Here is a 15,953-nt window from a genome sequence, read left to right as displayed (position 1 = left end):
GTAGGCATAATCAAAGGTAAGAACCCTTATTTCACCTCTACGATTTTTAACCCATCGTACTTTACCAAATATACCGTGTTATTATAATAGCCTCCTAACATCTCCTTTTTATAAGAAAACTTGTTCTCCACATATTCAGTTAATGGGTCATTAACAACTGACTCGTATAAATTAGAGTTTGTAGCCAATCGTAACACAACATCCATAGTTAAATCAAAACCTCTAACAGCTATAGCATTTGGTGTTATACCAAAACGCGATTGGTAATGTTTAGCAAAACTATTATTGTCTTCTTCATTATAGGTTTTCGCTATTGTAGGAAAATGAAATTGTAAGTTTGATAAATGATAGTTAGATACCTCATCATCCTCAAAGGCTTTATTCATATTAGTAGTAGCCAACACAATCTCAATATCATCTGTTCTTAAAGCGTTTAGTTTGCTGGTAACGTTTGAAATTAAGCCAGAATTGTCTGTCTCTAAAAACACTATGTTCTTTCCTGGTTTCAATTTATCAATAATATCACTATCCAAAATAAAATAAGCATCAACTCCTTCTTTATTTTTTCTAGAATACACTTGTGATGCTCTATTGAATATGCGCTTTAAATTATCACTAACTTTTGTATGTTCATGATCAGCTATAACGATTATTTGACTTAACGTAGAATCAGTTTTTACATACTCAATAATTTTATTCGACAACAAATCTTCTGAAGGCCTTGTTTGAAAAACGTTATCTAATAATTTAACATTTTTAGTTAAGGGTGAAACAACAGGAACTTGGTACGCATTTAAAGCTTGTGCAACACGTTCAACATTATCTGGCATAAAAGGACCAATAACCGCATCAACAGCATTGAGGTCTTCAGTTCTTAAGATAGTTGACACTTCACTTGACATATTTCTTGTATCGTAAACGTCTACTTTTAATGAAACTCCCAATCGTTTCAGGGAATCGAAAGCCACTAAAACACCCGAATAAAAATCTAAAGATGTTTTTAAGTAAGGATCTCGATTAATTTGCCTCTTAGTATCGGTAATAGAATCTAGAACAACTTTATCTAGCTTAAATGGTAACATTACAGCAATATGTTTAGTCTCACCATTCATATGTTTTGAAGTCAAATCCACATCTTCAATATCAGCTATCTCACCATTGACCTCACCAGTAAAAGGTATTTTTAAAACCATGCCTACCTTTAGCCCACCATTTTTTAATTCTGGATTTAAAGCTTCCAGTTCATCCTGTTCTAAACCTAATTTTAATTTTAATCTGTAAAACCCTTCTTTGGGCAAAACCTCATAGTAGGAATATTGCTCACTTACCTCTTTTACTTCATCCTTATCAACATTAGGAACATAAACTTTATCGCCAGGGCTTAATACTTCTGGCATATTAGGATTTAAAGCTTCCAATTCATTTACCGTAATGCCATATTTGTAAGCTATGCGCCATTTCCCCTCTTTTGGCAATACTGTATAAGTATTAGTAGGTGAAACAGGCTCGACAACCACCAATGTTTTTTTATAGACAGGTATTTTTAATTTGTCACCCTTTCTTAAATTATTGGCATATAAAAACGTGTTGTGCTTTTTAATTTCATCTTCAGTGACATCATATTCTTTAGAAAGACTATAAAGGGTCTCCCTACGTTTAACCTTATGCTCCTTGAATCCGATCAATTCTTTTGAAATGGCAGCTTGTGGAGCATCTGTTACTTTAGAATCTGGAATAATTAAAACTGTATTTTTCTTTATTCCTTTTTTAGCATCAGGATTTAAAGCATAAATATCATAGGGTGTGACCAAATACTGCTTGGCTATACTTTCTATAGTTTCTCCATCTTTAACTTTATGGGTTTTGTAGTTTTGCGCATTTATACTTGCACAACTAAAGACAAATAGTAAGGTTATAAGATAAAAAAACTGTTTCATGTGATATTAATTTTAATTATATACGGTAAAAGTTTAATTAAAGACTATTCCCACTCTATAGTTGCAGGCGGCTTTGAGCTGATATCGTATACTACTCTATTAACGCCTTTTACCTTATTTATTATTTCGTTTGATGTTTTTTGTAAGAACTCATAAGGTAAATTCACCCAATCTGCTGTCATACCATCTGTACTTTCAACAGCTCTTAATGCCACACATTTTTCATAGGTACGCTCATCTCCCATTACACCTACGCTATTTACCGGCAATAATATGGCTCCTGCTTGCCAAACACTATCGTATAAATCCCACTTCTTTAAATTATTTATAAAAATGGCATCAACTTCTTGTAATATACGAACTTTTTCAGCCGTAATATCCCCCAAAATTCTAATGGCAAGACCTGGACCTGGAAATGGGTGTCTGCCTAAAAGTGATTTTTCCATGTGCATTGAAGCACCAACACGTCTAACCTCATCTTTGAACAATGCTTTTAGGGGTTCAACAACTTTAAGCTTCATAAAATCTGGTAAACCACCAACATTATGATGACTTTTTATGGTTGCACTTGGACCTCCAGTTGCAGAAACACTTTCAATAACATCTGGATAAATAGTTCCTTGAGCCAACCATTTTACATCGGTAATTTCATGAGCTTCATCATCAAAAACTTCAATAAACACACGACCAATAGCTTTACGCTTTTGCTCTGGATCGCTTAATCCTTTTAGGGCATCCAAAAAGCGTGCCGAAGCATCAACACCCTTTACATTTAGTCCCATGCCCTTGTATTGCTCAAGCACATCATGGAATTCATTCTTTCTAAGAAGACCATTATTAACAAATATGCAATACAGGTTTTTACCAATAGCTTTGTGCAATAGCATGGCAGCAACGGAAGAATCTACGCCTCCAGATAAACCCAAAACAACTTTATCATTACCAAGCTTTTGCTTTAAATCTTCAACTGTTTCTTCAACAAAGGATTGTGGTGTCCAATCTTGATTAACTCCAGCTATATCTACCAAAAAGTTTTCTAATAATTGTTTTCCATCTTTTGAATGGTATACTTCTGGATGAAACTGAATAGCATAAGTCTGCTCACCTTCAATTTTATAGGCCGCATTTTCAACGTCGTGAGTACTTGCCAAAAGCACACCATTTTCAGGGAGTTTCTTAATGGTATCGCTATGGCTCATCCAAACTTGGCTACCTTCATATATATTGTAAAAAAACGGTTCTTTTTCTTTTATATACGATAAGTTGGCACGACCATACTCTCTAGTATTTGAAGGTGCTACCTCGCCTCCAGAAAAATGAGCCAAATATTGCGCACCATAGCAAACCGCCAGTAATGGTTTCTCGCCACGAATATGTTTTAAATCAGGATGCAAAACATCTTCTCCTCTTACAGAGTTAGGGCTACCTGATAAGATAACAGCCTTATAGCTTTCAATGTTGTTTGGAATTTTGTTAAACGGGTGAATCTCGCAGTAAATATTGAGTTCCCTTACACGTCTCGCAATAAGCTGTGTATATTGCGATCCGAAGTCTAAAATAAGTACGTTGTTGTGTTGCATGTGCAAAAGTATTAATTGCATTTAGATTGACATACGTCCATCACTATTTTTTTATATATTTATTGCATGGATTCCAAAATCAACTGAATATCCTTTTCAGTGGTATCTGGATTAATAAAGCAAAACCTTGAAACGGTTTCAAAAGTATCTCCATTTTTCCATTTTGTTGGTGTAACCAATGCAAATCCTTTTTTGTGATTTTCGTAGGTCCAATGTGTATAGTCTTCCGGCTTCCAGCCTATTCTTCTATAAAGCACACAAGATAAACTTGGCTCTCTTACTAACTCCAAGTTAGGGTCGGCTTCTATCATTTTTCCTGCTATTTGTGCCAATTCAATTCCTCTTTCTACAGACTCCTTATATCTATCTGTACCATGTGTTGCTAATGAAAACCATAGTGGCAAGCCTCTCACACGACGTGTTAATTGTATTTGATAATCGGTTGGATTAAAACCATGGGCACCTTCATCTTTAAAAATATCTAAATACGAACCTTGTTGTGAATGTGCTTCTTTGGCCAATTCTGGTTTTTTATAAATAACCGCTCCACAATCATAAGGTGAAAACATCCATTTATGAGGGTCTATAGTGATACTATCAGCCCGCTCAATCCCTTTAAACAAAGGTCTAACAGAATCTGCCGCAAGAGCCCCACCTCCATAAGCTGCATCGACATGAAACCATAATCTTTCGGTTTCGCAAACTTCGGCAATACCTTCCAAATCATCTATAATTCCAGCATTGGTTGTTCCTCCAGTTGCCACAACTGCGAATAAGCGCTTGCGTTGATGAAAAGTTAAATTATCAATGGTTTCACGAAGTGAGCTTCCTGTAAGTTTCTCTTCAGTATCTACCAATAATATATCGACATCTGCCACTTTGGCCATGGCCTTAATTGATGAATGCGCACCGATTGATGTTATTATCAAGCCCTTCTCACGTCTATAGGTATCATCGCGTCTCCAATATTCTCTAGCCGTAACAATTGCCGATAAATTGGCAGCAGTGCCTCCACTTGTAAATACTCCAAAAGCACCTTCAGGCAGACCAGTCAATGAGACGATCCATTTCATAGCTTCATTTTCACAAAAAATACCTCCAGCACCTTCCATCCAATAGGCACCATGAATACTTGAAGCCGACGTTACCAAATCGAACATTACAGCAGCTCGTGTTGGTGAGGCTGGAACAAACGCTAAATTTCTGGGGTGATCCACGGGAACATTGGCTTTAGACAAATGTTCTTTCCAAAGATTAAATGCGTATTCGCCACCGATACCTTTTTCCGTTACAGTTTCACCTACTAAAGCTTTTAACTCTTCCGCTTTTTTGGGTTTTCCTATTTCGTGTTCGGTTGCTGAAATTCTACCAATGGCGTACTTCATGACGTCTAGCGTCATTTCAATAAGTTCAATATCAATCTTATGCATGAATTAGTCTAAATTTAGTATTGTAAACTCCCCTTTTAGCGGTTGCAAATTTACGACTAACTGTTGAATAAATTGGTCTCCATAGACTAAATAAAACTCTGAAAAATTGGCATAACGTTCTTGTAAACTTCCATTTGGAAATAATTCGTTTTGCAATTGGGAAACGCGATTTAGAAGTTCACTATGTTTTCTTTTTTGAGCCTTTAACAACCGTTTTTCAAGATGTTCTAAACCTTTTATCTGTTTGCGTTCTTGCGCAGCTACAGCTCCAACAAACGATTTGTCGGTTTGTTCAGACAACTTATATAAACCCTTAAATTGATTTTTAAGGTGTTCCTTTTGACTTGAAAAATCTATTTCTATTGACGATATGTGCTTTGCTACTTTTGAAACAAGCTCATCTTGATTCATGAATAGGTCTGTTATTTTTAAATCAAGCTTTTCGAGTTTAGAACGCTGTTTTTGAGATGTAACTAAAACCGAATTGCGAAGTAACAGCATTGGAAACGTAACACCTTGAGCTTCAAAATTGGATTGTAATTGAAACCAATATGCCAATTCGCCACCTCCACCAATGTAACATAAGTTGGGCAAAATCACTTCTTGATATAAAGGCCTTAAAATAACATTAGGACTAAAACGTTCTGGATGACTATCCACCTCTTTTAGCAAGGTTTCCGCATCCCATTTTAATTGGGTTTCCAAAACCGAGTACTGCCCTTTATCTTCCACAATACGTTCTCTAACACCTTGGTTTAGATAAAACAGATTAATTTCCCTAGGATTAACCTGAATGGTATAATCTGCATTAACCTCCTTAATTCTTTCGTTGGTTTCAGACACATGCCTATAGGCTGTTTTGTTGAGAAGTTCATCTTTTATAAATGGCTTAAATAACGATTTTAAACCGTTATCATTTCCATCCAAAATTACAAGTCCATATTCGGTAAACAGTTCATTAACCAAATATCTAGTGGCTTCTGTTAAGGTTTGATGTTTTAAATATGCCGTTTTAAAAAGTTGTTTCAATTCATTGGCATGCTTACCTAACCCTAGCTTTTCTTCAAAAACATGAAATACATTCTCAATGTCACTTAAATGCAATTCACCAACTGCTCCCGAAGCGTCCTTAATCCATTGTATCTTTTCATTATTAAAGTTGAAAAAATTTATTTCCTCAAAATCATGATCTTCTGTGGCCATCCAGTATATGGGTACAAAATTAAATTCTGGATATGCTGCCTTTAATTCTTTACATAGATTTATGGTAGATACTATTTTGTAGAAAAAGTAAAGTGGTCCCGTAAATAAATTTAATTGATGACCTGTAGTAACCGTAAATGTTGTTTCGTTTTGTAAGGCATTTATATTTTGAAATGTAAGTTTCGACGCCTCAACATTTTTATATTGCTCATTAAGCGATTTTACAAGGCTTTTTCTGGTTTGTGGAGAACATGTTTTTCGTTTTTCTTCTATTTGAGCCTTGAAGTTTTCTATTTTGGGAAAACGATTGTAAAACGGTTGCCATTCAGGTTTTTCATCTAAATAATCACATATTAAGTTTGAAAAATAATGGGTTTCTCGAAAGGGAACACTATTTGTTGGCATACGCAATTCAAAATTTATGTAAAGATACCATCTTTTATAAACTATATTTCAATATATGATTTTTAGCTTTTTTTTAACAGCCAAGTTTTAATTTAACCGGTATTTGCAGGAAAAAGACTATTCCCTAACCATATGTCACGATTCCCTAATTAAAGAGTAGGATTCACTCAATTTAACACCAAATTCATTTTTTAGAAAGCTAACTTTATAACTGATTACATGATTAATAACCACATTTTTACTACATTTATTAAAAAATTGACAACCATGAAACATTTAAAATTACCATTTATTTGTCTGTTTGCACTTGTGCTAACTTTTAGCTGTAGTTCAGACGACAGTGACGAGCCATTTGTGCCACAACGTTCATTTGACGATGTACGCCAAGACTTTAGCGAGATTGACTTCACTACTGGCAATAATGACATTGCTCTTTTAAACCATTTTAATTTTGTCTGGAACTTTAGGGTAATTATGCCAGATGTAGATTTTACAAACAATAACCGACCCTTAATTATTACGCTACATGGTGGTGTATTGATAAACAATCCCGATGCACATAAGCAGACCGATTGCTATGCCGAACCTGGTTTTGAATCCTTGGATGCTATAATTATTAGTCCGAATGCCGACCAATTGGCTTGGTTTCATTCCTATAACGTAGAGCAAGTATTATCGTTAGTCGATTTAGCTGTAGAGTTTTTACCAGTAGACCCCACTAAAATTGTAGTTAATGGGTACAGTGATGGTGGAAACGGAAGTTGGTATTTAGGCGAAACACGTTCTAGTTACTTTTCAGCTGCTATCCCCATGGCGAGTACTTACGGTTCGTATAACCAAAACGGATCAGCAAGGGTTATGCCCATACCCATGTATGCCATTCATGGGGAAAACGATGAGTTGTTCCCTCTTGCAGATATTGAAGACTGGATAACAGACACAAACGCAGCAGGAAGTGATGTTACTTTAGAAGTTGCTCCTAACCTAACCCATCTGGAACCTTGCGAATATGTTTCGTATTTACAAAATGCATCCAATTGGCTTGAAAACTACGTTTGGAATTAACTTAAGGGTTATTTAAAAGATAATTCGTAATTTCAAATTACCATTTTATCGTCATGAAATTACGGTATCCATATTGCTATTTATTTGTAATAAACCTGTTTTTATTTTCAGGTTCATTAGGGTATGCGCAAGAGAAAAACAATGCCTTTTTAGAAATTAATGGCTCTGTTACCGACAGCAATACTAAAGACCCTTTGGTGTTTGCCGACCTTATTGTGCAAGGCACAAATATTGCCACAATTACGAATACCGAAGGGGATTATTTATTAAAAATCCCGGATTCCTTACAGCATAAATCGGTTGTAGTTCAATATCTTGGTTACGAGGAGCAGACCATACCCATACCAGCGTTGTTACGCAATGATAACATTCGCTTAAATCCATCTGTAACCACCTTAAACGAAGTCACCATTAACGCGCCAAAAGATGCCGAAACGTTAGTGCGGCTTATGTTGAAACGCAAAGGCGACAATTCGTTTAGCACAGGTATATCTATGACTGGTTTTTACAGAGAAACCATAAGAAAAAGGCGCCAAAATGCCTCCTTATCTGAAGCCGTTGTTGAAATTTACAAACAACCTACAACAAGCAATAAACGCGATGCCGTTAAAATTGTAAAGGTGCGCAAAAACACAAACTATTCAAGGCTAGATACCATAGCCTTAAAGCTACAAGGTGGCCCGTTTAGTAATTTGTTTGCCGATATAATAAAATATCCGCAGTATATTTTTTCAGAAGACAACTTATCAGACTATATCTTTACTTTTGACAAACCCACCCAAATTAACGACCAGCTAATTTATATTGTGAATTTTAAGCAACGTCCTGAATTGAAAATCCCGTTGTATTTTGGAAAGCTATATATCGATTCACAAAATTTTGCTTTAACCAGTGCCATATTTAGTTTAAATGTGGACAATAAGGTTCTTGCTAGCGAACTGTTTGTACGCAAAAAACCCAGTAGAGCAACGGTCTACCCTACGCAAGCCAATTACCGCGTTAATTACAGAACAAGTAATGGTAAATGGTATTATAGCTATAGCAACATTTTACTCACTTTTAAAGTGAATTGGAAAGGCAGACTGTTTAGCAGTTATTATACGCTTAACAGTGAAATGGCCATAACCGATTGGGAGCCTACAAAGGTGAAGTACGAAAAACCAAACAACAGAAACCTAATATTAAGACCAACTAGCATTTTGGTTGATGAAGCCTCTGGGTTTAACGACCCGGAATTTTGGGGCGAATACAATATTATTGAGCCCGAAAAGTCTATTGAATCTGCCATAAAGAAGATAAAAAAGAAGCTAGACAAGGTTCAGTGAAATTGATAGTCTTTTAAGGTTATTAAAAAAATATTGCTTTAATTAAAAATTAACAGAACTTTATTTAAATCTTGATATAAGCCATTAAAAAAGTTTATATAATTGTATTATACTTTATTTGTAAAATGGCGTATAGAACAATCAACATTACAATTTTAATAATATTTTCATTGTCAATTTTAAATTGTGCCAGTTATTCTAAAGACACCATTAAAACGTATTCAAAACCAAAGACTATTCCTGAATTTGGAGAGATAGACGGAAAGTATAAAATATACGGAGTTTCTGATTCTTTAAATATCACTAATATTTATGAAAATATTTTTGGAATCTGGTGGAATTCAGAAAAATATAAGCTTGATTTAAATACGGACTACGATTATTTTGCTGAATTAAAATTAGTCAGTGAAAAAGAATTAGAATTTAACCTTTATCAAAATGGAATTAAAATAAAAAATGATATAATTAAAGGTAGAATTGAAAAGGGAATTTTCTATATAAAACAAAGTTTAAGCATTTCAGGTTTACCTTATATTTTTGGAACATTTGCGAATGACAAAAAGCGAATTATATTAAACGATAATTCAATAATTATAGAAAGAATAAATCACGAATTTGGGGCGATTCTTGTTATTTTTCCTGCTGGATTTAAGTATACGAGTTTACTTGAATATGAACGAATAAAATAAAAAACTCTTACAAAACCAATAACGAAACTCCCTAACTCACCACTTCTGCATAGAGATCAAAGTCAGCAGCATCGGTTATTTTTACTTGTGTATATTCACCCGTTTTTAAGTAGGTTTTAGAAGCATCAATTAACACCTCATTATCCACATCTGGAGAATCGTATTCTGTACGCCCAACAAAGTAGCTACCTTCTTTTCGATCAATAACCACCTTGAATTCCTGGCCTATTTTGGCTTGATTCAGCTCCCAAGAAATTTGCGATTGTATTTCCATAATTTCATTGGCACGTTCTTGCTTCACATCTTCAGGAACATCGTCCTCTAAATTATAGGCATGTGTATTTTCTTCGTGGGAATATGTAAAACAACCTAAACGCTCAAAACGCATATCTTGTACCCATTGTTTCAACTCTTGAAAATTTTCTTCGGTTTCGCCAGGATACCCAACAATTAATGTGGTACGAATGGTCATCTCTGGAACTGCTTCACGAAACTGTTTGATGAGCTTGGTGGTTTTTTCTTTGGTTGTTCCACGACGCATACTCTTTAAAATATCATTGGAAATATGCTGTAACGGAATATCCAGATAATTACAGATTTTGGGCTCGCGTTTCATGACATCCAAAACATCCAATGGGAAACCTGTTGGAAAGGCATAATGCAAACGAATCCACTCAATACCCTCTACTTTTACCAAGGCTTCCAACAGTTCGGCCAGATTGCGCTTTTTGTATAAATCGAGCCCGTAATAGGTTAAATCCTGGGCTATTAAAATGAGCTCCTTTACACCATTGGCCGCCAGTTTTTCAGCTTCTGTTACCAATTCCTCAATTGATGTACTTTTGTGTTTACCACGCATAAGGGGAATGGCGCAAAAACTACAAGGTCTGTCGCAACCTTCTGCTATTTTTAAATAGGCATAATTTTTAGGCGTGGTTGTTAAACGCTCACCTATCAACTCATGCTTGTAATCGGCACCTAAAGCTTTTAATAAGTGTGGTAATTCTGTTGTTCCAAAATAGGCATCTACATCAGGAATTTCCTTTTGTAAATCGGGTTTGTAGCGTTCACTCAAACAACCTGTAACAAATACCTTATCCACTTCACCTGCTTCCTTTTTTTGCATGAATTCCAAAATGGTATTCACACTCTCTTCCTTGGCATTATTGATAAATCCACAGGTATTGATAACTACAACATTCCCTTCTTCCTCGTGAGCCACTTCTTTACCATTGGCTTTAAGCTGACCCATTAGCACCTCACTGTCGTAAACATTTTTACTACAGCCTAGTGTAACCACATTGATTTTATTTTTTTTACGTGACTTTGTTCGCATGAAACTTATCTAATTAAATAAAGATCCTTCAACAAGTTAAAGATAGCAGTACGTTAATTATTATTTGAAGAAGGAGTCTACAAACTCGTATTTATTAAAGACTTGTAAATCTTCAATACCTTCCCCGACACCTATATATTTTACAGGAATTTGAAATTGATCTGAAATACCAATAACTACACCTCCTTTTGCTGTACCATCTAATTTGGTAACCGCCAGCGACGTGACTTCGGTTGCAGCTGTAAATTGTTTGGCTTGTTCAAATGCGTTTTGACCTGTAGAACCATCTAAAACCAATAATACATCATGAGGAGCATCGCCAACTACTTTTTGCATAACGCGCTTAACTTTGGTAAGCTCGTTCATTAAGTTCACTTTATTGTGTAAACGACCAGCTGTATCAATAATAATAACATCGGCATCTTGTTTAACGCCAGATTGCAAGGCATCGAAAGCCACCGAAGCAGGATCACTCCCCATGTCTTGTCTTACCATAGGAACATCTACACGGTCCGCCCAGACCTGCAATTGATCGATAGCTGCAGCTCTAAAGGTATCGGCAGCACCCAAGACCACTTTGAGTCCTTTTTTCTTGAATTGATACGCTAACTTACCAATGGTTGTTGTTTTTCCAACACCATTGACGCCAACCACCATAAGCACATATGGTTTTTTATCTACAGGAATTGTATAATCGGTTTCTTCACCCGAATTGGTTTCGCTCAACAATCCAGCAATTTCTTCACGAAGAATTTTGTTCAATTCATCGGTTCCTAAATACTTATCCTTGGCAACACGTTCTTCAATACGTTCAATAACCTTTAAAGTAGTGTTAACACCTACATCACTAGTAACCAAAACCTCTTCAAGGTTATCTAAAACATCATCATCTACTTTTGATTTTCCTGCAACAGCCTTACTTAATTTATTGAAAAAGGAAGCATTGGATTTTTCTAAACCCTTGTCTAGTGTTTCTTTTTTTTCAGAAGAAAATATTTTTTTAAAAAAACTCATAGTAACTATTTATAACTCTGTATTACCTAACAAAAGCCTTGCCCAAGTAATACATCTGCACTTTTGTCATTCGGGCGTAAATATAAAACAAAAAGCTGCTTTCGAAAACCGAAAGCAGCTTATATATCTTTAAGAATAAATTCTTATTGTTTGTTTAACCAATCGTTTACTAACTCTGGAGCCATAACAGATTCTACAAACATGTAAGATCCCGTTTTTGGAGATTTTACCATTTTGATAGCTTTTGTTAATCTTTTAGATCCTGTTTGTAACGATGCTACTGATTTCTTTGCCATGTCTAAATATGTTTTAGGACATTCTCACAAGGTGAAAATCTCTGAATTACTTAATCTCTTTATGAACTGTCATTCTCTTAAGAATAGGATTAAATTTTTTAATCTCCATTCTATCTGGTGTGTTCTTTTTATTTTTAGTTGTAATATATCTAGACGTTCCTGGTTGTCCAGATTCTTTGTGCTCTGTACACTCTAATATTACTTGTATTCTGTTACCTTTCTTTGCCATTTTACTAACTTTTTATGTAGCTATTACTTAATGAAACCTTTAACCTTCGCTTGTTTTAAAGCAGCAGAGATTCCTATTTTGTTAATAGTCTTTAATGTTGACGCAGCTACTTTTAAAGTAACCCACTTATCTTCTTCAGGGATGTAAAAACGCTTCTTAACTAAATTCGCATTGAATTTACGCTTTGTTTTATTCATCGCGTGAGACACGTTGTTTCCAACCATGGCCTTCTTTCCTGTAAGTTCACAAACTCTTGACATTGTTCTAACCTTTAAATGTTATTGTGTTCTGAATTGACTATTCTTTCAAAACAGGGTGCAAATTTAGTAAAACTTTGGAATATCAACAAACTAAAATAACTACTTTTTTAAAATTTCTTTTTGTAGCATTTCAAAAGCTTTGTTTACGGCTTTTCTAATCACTTTTTTTCTGTGGTTTCCAAAGTTGAATTCTTCGGAGTAAACTGCATCTTTATTAGCTATTGCTATAAAGACAGTACCAACTTCTGCATCAGAATCACCTTTATCTGGACCTGCATTTCCTGTTGTAGCGATAGCGTAATCGGTTTTAAACAATTTTAAAGCGCCCATTGCCATGGCTTCGGCAACTTCTTGAGACACCACCGAGTGTTTTTTAATTAATGCTTCTGAAACATGCAAAACATCTACCTTGGCTTCTGTGGCATAGCTTACCACACTACCTTTAAAATAATTTGAAGCACCTGGAATAGCCGTAAAACTTTCAGCTATTTTTCCTCCCGTGCAACTTTCCGCCGTAGCCAGGGTTTTTCCTAAATGAGTTAATTGCTTACCTACTATAGCTTCCAAAGAATCATCGGTTTCAAATCCAGCGAAAATATCCTGAATTTGTGGCAGTAAGGTTTCAACCTGTTTTTGCATTTCGGTTTTAACCAAATCTTTATCCATAGCTTTTGCCGATAGGCGCAAACGTACACGCCCTAAACCAGGCAAATACGCTAACTTCATGAAATTGGGCAAATTATCTTCCCAGTCTTCAATACGCTCGGCCAATGAGCTTTCGCCCAAACCATAGGTTAATAAGGTTGTATGCTTGATAAAAGGAAACTTATAAGCTTTTCGTAATCTTGGAACAACCTCTTGTTCCATTAAGGCTTTCATTTCATAAGGTACACCAGGCAAGGATATAAAAACCTTATCATTTTTCTCTAACCACATACCTGGCGCACTGCCAAACTTATTCATTAGCACCTCTGATTTAGAGGGTACTAAAGCTTGATCGATATTGACTTGCGCCAATGGTTTTTTGATATAAGTTTCCCAGAGATGCTCAATGTTTTTTAAAACCGCATCACTTTGTACCAAAGTATCATCAAAATATTCAGCTAATGTTCTTTTGGTAATATCATCTTTGGTTGGACCAAGTCCACCTGTAATGATAATGATATTGGCATTCTCTTCGGCTTCATACAGAGATTTAAGTATGTGTTCATTATCATCTTGAACCGAAGTAATTTGATAGACGGAAACCCCAATTTTATTTAGTTGTTTGCTAATATATGCTGAATTGGTATCGACAATCTGACCAATTAGAATTTCATCTCCAATGGTTATGATTTCTGCCTGCATTACAATCCGAAGTCTGCTTTTAGTTCTTCAGTGGCTTTTTCAACAGCCATTACAACATTATTCAATTTTTCGGTTGGGTCCATGTCTGTTTTTTCGAATTTCCCCCAATCTTGAACTTCAATTAGATCTTGAAGCACACCCAACTCAAATAAATCGACTGTAGGTTTCATTTTATGAGCGGCTTGATAAGCCGAATAATAATCGGTGTTGGCAACTGCCGTTTTTAATCGTTCCAAGTCTTCTGGCACTTCTTCTAAAAAAGCAGCGGCTAAAGCAGCTATAAAATCTTCATCATTGTCTGCCATTTCGCGTACGCGATATAATTTGTAATGTTGTTCCATTTATTTTATTGTTATTGAAAACAGTTCTTTGTCTTCCAAAAATCCTTTTATTTTATCGTTTGCAACTACCTTGCCAACTCCAGCAGGTGTTCCGGTAAATATAATATCTCCAATCTTTAAAGTAAAATATTTAGAGACATATTCTATTAATTCGTCTATTTTCCAAAGCATATGACTGGTGTTTCCTTGTTGGACGACCTCATCATTTTTTTGCAGTGAAAAATTCATGTTGTTTAAATCTGAAAACTGTTCTTTAGGTAACCACTTCCCAATTACAGCCGCACCATCAAAAGCTTTTGCCTTTTCCCAAGGCAGTCCTTTTTCTTTTAGTTTAGCTTGCAGATCACGTGCTGTAAAATCGATACCCAAACCAATTTCATTATAGTATTTGTGTGCAAACTTTTTATCAATGTACTTACCAACTCTGTTTATTTTGACCAACACCTCTACTTCGTGATGCACCTCATCTGAAAAATCGGGAATAAAAAACGGTTGCTTTTTTAACAGAATAGCCGTGTCAGGTTTTAAAAACACTACAGGGTCTGTTGGTTTTTCGTTTTCCAGTTCCTCGATGTGCTTGGTATAATTACGACCGATGCAGATTAGTTTCATATTAATTCAACTTATTATTCAACGCTCGTAATTTAATGGCTGTTAAAACTTTTTTGGTATACAACGGAAAATCAGCGTTTAACAACCAACCAAAATAACCTGGTTCTTCTTCTAAAATATCTTCTACGCGTTTACCTTTATGTTTTCCAAATGAAAAGCACTCTTCTCCTTTTTTATTATAGGTTATAAAACCTGCAAAATCTGCAAACTTCTTACGAGAACTAAACTCTGCTAAAAACTTGGAGTTGTTTTCCAATTCTTCATATTTGGCGACTTGCGCCTTTAGCACTTCGTAGGTTGCATTCGTATCTGCTTCTGCCGTGTGGGCATCTTCCAAGGTTTTATCGCAATAAAATTTATAGGCAGCACTCAAGGTGCGCTGTTCCATTTTATGAAAAATGGTTTGTACATCTATTGACAAACGGTTTTTCATATCAAAATCCACATCGGCTCGCAACATTTCTTCAGCTAATAAAGGAATATCAAATCTATTAGAATTAAAACCTCCTAAATCGGAATCCTTAATCATATTATGAATCTCTTTGGCCAGTTCTTTAAATGTAGGTTGATTAGCCACATCGGCATCTGAAATACCATGAATAGCGGTTACTTCTTTAGGTATTGACCGCTCCGGATTTACCAACCAACGTTTGGATTCTTCTTTACCATCTGGATACACTTTTAGTATGGCTATCTCTACGATACGGTCTGAAGTGATGTTTACACCTGTGGTTTCTAAATCGAAAAAACAGATGGGTTTTGATAAGTTAAGATTCATTAAAAATGTTTTTGGCAAAGATACTGTTTAATGAAAGAAAATGTAGGTCAATATCAAAACTATTAAAGCATTTAAAACCAAAACTTTCAATCATCTAAAAAAATCA

At 35.3% G+C, this 15,953-nt stretch carries 16 protein-coding genes; 3 read left to right on the top strand and 13 right to left on the bottom strand.

Annotated elements, in window-relative coordinates; translation table 11 throughout:
- Positions 1 to 26: 26 nt before the first annotated feature.
- The 4 genes from MTX13_RS08320 to bshC are packed head-to-tail and all read right to left on the bottom strand — an operon-like array spanning position 27 to position 6,555.
- Entirely contained in the window at positions 27 to 1,937 is a 1,911-nt protein-coding gene (locus MTX13_RS08320; protein ID WP_250434090.1) for an amino acid ABC transporter substrate-binding protein, read from the bottom strand.
- A 44-nt stretch (positions 1,938 to 1,981) separates the two neighbouring features.
- Positions 1,982 to 3,517 (bottom strand): glutamine-hydrolyzing GMP synthase, encoded by a 1,536-nt coding sequence (gene guaA, locus MTX13_RS08315; protein ID WP_250434088.1) that lies wholly within the window; start codon positions 3,515 to 3,517, stop codon positions 1,982 to 1,984.
- A 59-nt stretch (positions 3,518 to 3,576) separates the two neighbouring features.
- Entirely contained in the window at positions 3,577 to 4,947 is a 1,371-nt protein-coding gene (locus MTX13_RS08310) for a pyridoxal phosphate-dependent decarboxylase family protein (RefSeq protein WP_250434086.1), read from the bottom strand.
- Between the two features lie 3 nt (positions 4,948 to 4,950).
- On the bottom strand, positions 4,951 to 6,555 hold the full coding sequence (bshC, locus tag MTX13_RS08305) for a bacillithiol biosynthesis cysteine-adding enzyme BshC (RefSeq protein WP_250434084.1): 1,605 nt from the start codon (positions 6,553 to 6,555) through the stop codon (positions 4,951 to 4,953).
- Positions 6,556 to 6,822: 267 nt separating this feature from the next.
- On the opposite strand from bshC, the gene MTX13_RS08300 reads away from it, so the two are divergent.
- The 3 genes from MTX13_RS08300 to MTX13_RS08290 all read left to right on the top strand — a co-directional run bounded on the left by MTX13_RS08300 (position 6,823) and on the right by MTX13_RS08290 (position 9,634).
- Positions 6,823 to 7,620 (top strand): dienelactone hydrolase family protein, encoded by a 798-nt coding sequence (locus MTX13_RS08300; RefSeq protein WP_250434082.1) that lies wholly within the window; start codon positions 6,823 to 6,825, stop codon positions 7,618 to 7,620.
- A 53-nt stretch (positions 7,621 to 7,673) separates the two neighbouring features.
- Positions 7,674 to 8,945 (top strand): carboxypeptidase-like regulatory domain-containing protein, encoded by a 1,272-nt coding sequence (locus MTX13_RS08295; RefSeq protein WP_250434080.1) that lies wholly within the window; start codon positions 7,674 to 7,676, stop codon positions 8,943 to 8,945.
- 170 nt (positions 8,946 to 9,115) lie between these two features.
- A complete protein-coding gene (locus MTX13_RS08290) occupies positions 9,116 to 9,634 on the top strand; it encodes a hypothetical protein (protein ID WP_250434079.1) in 519 nt (172 codons plus the stop codon).
- A 31-nt stretch (positions 9,635 to 9,665) separates the two neighbouring features.
- On the opposite strand, the gene rimO is transcribed toward MTX13_RS08290, so the two are convergent.
- The 9 genes from rimO to MTX13_RS08245 all read right to left on the bottom strand — a co-directional run bounded on the left by rimO (position 9,666) and on the right by MTX13_RS08245 (position 15,847).
- Positions 9,666 to 10,970, bottom strand: coding sequence for a 30S ribosomal protein S12 methylthiotransferase RimO (gene rimO / locus MTX13_RS08285; RefSeq protein ID WP_250434077.1), 1,305 nt, complete (start codon positions 10,968 to 10,970; stop codon positions 9,666 to 9,668).
- Between the two features lie 60 nt (positions 10,971 to 11,030).
- On the bottom strand, positions 11,031 to 11,984 hold the full coding sequence (gene ftsY / locus MTX13_RS08280; RefSeq protein WP_250434075.1) for a signal recognition particle-docking protein FtsY: 954 nt from the start codon (positions 11,982 to 11,984) through the stop codon (positions 11,031 to 11,033).
- Between the two features lie 143 nt (positions 11,985 to 12,127).
- A complete protein-coding gene (locus MTX13_RS08275) occupies positions 12,128 to 12,280 on the bottom strand; it encodes a DUF4295 domain-containing protein (RefSeq protein WP_104734399.1) in 153 nt (50 codons plus the stop codon).
- A 46-nt stretch (positions 12,281 to 12,326) separates the two neighbouring features.
- Positions 12,327 to 12,509, bottom strand: a complete 183-nt coding sequence (gene rpmG / locus MTX13_RS08270) for a 50S ribosomal protein L33 (protein ID WP_007648529.1) — start codon at positions 12,507 to 12,509, stop codon at positions 12,327 to 12,329.
- 23 nt (positions 12,510 to 12,532) lie between these two features.
- Entirely contained in the window at positions 12,533 to 12,769 is a 237-nt protein-coding gene (gene rpmB, locus MTX13_RS08265; protein WP_104734400.1) for a 50S ribosomal protein L28, read from the bottom strand.
- Positions 12,770 to 12,868: 99 nt separating this feature from the next.
- Entirely contained in the window at positions 12,869 to 14,116 is a 1,248-nt protein-coding gene (locus MTX13_RS08260) for a competence/damage-inducible protein A (RefSeq protein ID WP_250434074.1), read from the bottom strand.
- Complete coding sequence (locus MTX13_RS08255; RefSeq protein ID WP_250434073.1) at positions 14,116 to 14,457, bottom strand: Hpt domain-containing protein; 342 nt, start codon at positions 14,455 to 14,457, stop codon at positions 14,116 to 14,118. The genes MTX13_RS08260 and MTX13_RS08255 overlap by 1 nt, the downstream gene beginning before the upstream one ends.
- The gene (locus MTX13_RS08250) at positions 14,458 to 15,069 is read right to left on the bottom strand and encodes a fumarylacetoacetate hydrolase family protein (protein ID WP_250434072.1); all 612 of its coding nucleotides are present in this window, start codon (positions 15,067 to 15,069) and stop codon (positions 14,458 to 14,460) included.
- A gap of 1 nt (position 15,070) precedes the next feature.
- The gene (locus tag MTX13_RS08245; protein WP_250434071.1) at positions 15,071 to 15,847 is read right to left on the bottom strand and encodes a 3'-5' exonuclease; all 777 of its coding nucleotides are present in this window, start codon (positions 15,845 to 15,847) and stop codon (positions 15,071 to 15,073) included.
- Positions 15,848 to 15,953 lie beyond the last annotated feature (106 nt).

The organism is Hanstruepera flava, assembly GCF_023634025.1.
Classification (GTDB): Bacteria; Bacteroidota; Bacteroidia; order Flavobacteriales; family Flavobacteriaceae; genus Hanstruepera; species Hanstruepera flava.
Note: the sequence above shows the minus strand (reverse complement) of the source record. Positions and strands in the feature narration are given on the sequence as shown.

What these genes read in the sequence shown, in the direction of transcription:
- MTX13_RS08320 (WP_250434090.1), bottom strand. Translation starts at nt 1,937, where the DNA reads ATGAAACAGTTTTTTTATCTTATAACCTTACTATTTGTCTTTAGTTGT.
- guaA (WP_250434088.1), bottom strand. Translation starts at nt 3,517, where the DNA reads ATGCAACACAACAACGTACTTATTTTAGACTTCGGATCGCAATATACA.
- MTX13_RS08310 (WP_250434086.1), bottom strand. Translation starts at nt 4,947, where the DNA reads ATGCATAAGATTGATATTGAACTTATTGAAATGACGCTAGACGTCATG.
- bshC (WP_250434084.1), bottom strand. Translation starts at nt 6,555, where the DNA reads ATGCCAACAAATAGTGTTCCCTTTCGAGAAACCCATTATTTTTCAAAC.
- MTX13_RS08300 (WP_250434082.1), top strand. Translation starts at nt 6,823, where the DNA reads ATGAAACATTTAAAATTACCATTTATTTGTCTGTTTGCACTTGTGCTA.
- MTX13_RS08295 (WP_250434080.1), top strand. Translation starts at nt 7,674, where the DNA reads ATGAAATTACGGTATCCATATTGCTATTTATTTGTAATAAACCTGTTT.
- rimO (WP_250434077.1), bottom strand. Translation starts at nt 10,970, where the DNA reads ATGCGAACAAAGTCACGTAAAAAAAATAAAATCAATGTGGTTACACTA.
- ftsY (WP_250434075.1), bottom strand. Translation starts at nt 11,984, where the DNA reads ATGAGTTTTTTTAAAAAAATATTTTCTTCTGAAAAAAAAGAAACACTA.
- MTX13_RS08275 (WP_104734399.1), bottom strand. Translation starts at nt 12,280, where the DNA reads ATGGCAAAGAAATCAGTAGCATCGTTACAAACAGGATCTAAAAGATTA.
- rpmG (WP_007648529.1), bottom strand. Translation starts at nt 12,509, where the DNA reads ATGGCAAAGAAAGGTAACAGAATACAAGTAATATTAGAGTGTACAGAG.
- rpmB (WP_104734400.1), bottom strand. Translation starts at nt 12,769, where the DNA reads ATGTCAAGAGTTTGTGAACTTACAGGAAAGAAGGCCATGGTTGGAAAC.
- MTX13_RS08260 (WP_250434074.1), bottom strand. Translation starts at nt 14,116, where the DNA reads ATGCAGGCAGAAATCATAACCATTGGAGATGAAATTCTAATTGGTCAG.
- MTX13_RS08255 (WP_250434073.1), bottom strand. Translation starts at nt 14,457, where the DNA reads ATGGAACAACATTACAAATTATATCGCGTACGCGAAATGGCAGACAAT.
- MTX13_RS08250 (WP_250434072.1), bottom strand. Translation starts at nt 15,069, where the DNA reads ATGAAACTAATCTGCATCGGTCGTAATTATACCAAGCACATCGAGGAA.
- MTX13_RS08245 (WP_250434071.1), bottom strand. Translation starts at nt 15,847, where the DNA reads ATGAATCTTAACTTATCAAAACCCATCTGTTTTTTCGATTTAGAAACC.